Annotated in this window: 1 protein-coding gene; it reads right to left on the reverse strand. The window is 68.1% G+C overall.

Translation table 11 applies throughout. The annotated features are described in order from the left end of the window. The coding region (locus AOZ53_RS34955) for a hypothetical protein (RefSeq protein WP_231690590.1) at window positions 1-203 on the reverse strand (203 nt) is incomplete at its 3' end. Window positions 204-454: the final 251 nt, after the last annotated feature.

The raw sequence follows: 454 nt of genomic DNA on the forward strand, positions 1-454 counted from the left end.
CGTTCCATCGTTCGCGCGCGCCGCCCGCCCCAGGCCGCGGTCATCGGCACGGCCCCGCGCCACACCCCGCGCGCCAGGCGATCGACGTCCGGCAACCGCGCCGCGCGGCGGAAAACGATGGCGGCGGACGCGACATCGAACAACGCCCCTTGCCGCCCATTGCGTCCGGACAAACCCCGTCCGCCGCCGCCGATGGCGCGCAAGGCGCGATCAATGCTTTGCGCTGTCACAAATTTCCATATAATTTTGGGAAATTAACTTATTACCAAAATTCCAATAAACCCCGGAGATACCCATGGCGTTACAGCCCCAACTCCGCCGTTGGGCAGGCATGCTGGCCCTTGGCGCCAGCGGACTCGCCGCCCTGCCCGGCGCGGCGCTCGCCGCCCCCGACGGCCGCCAGATCAGCACCCAGGGCGCCAATGGCGCGCCCGCCTGTATGACCTGTCACGGC

Source organism: Achromobacter sp. 2789STDY5608621 (assembly GCF_001299375.1).
Lineage (GTDB): Bacteria > Pseudomonadota > Gammaproteobacteria > Burkholderiales > Burkholderiaceae_B > Achromobacter > Achromobacter insuavis.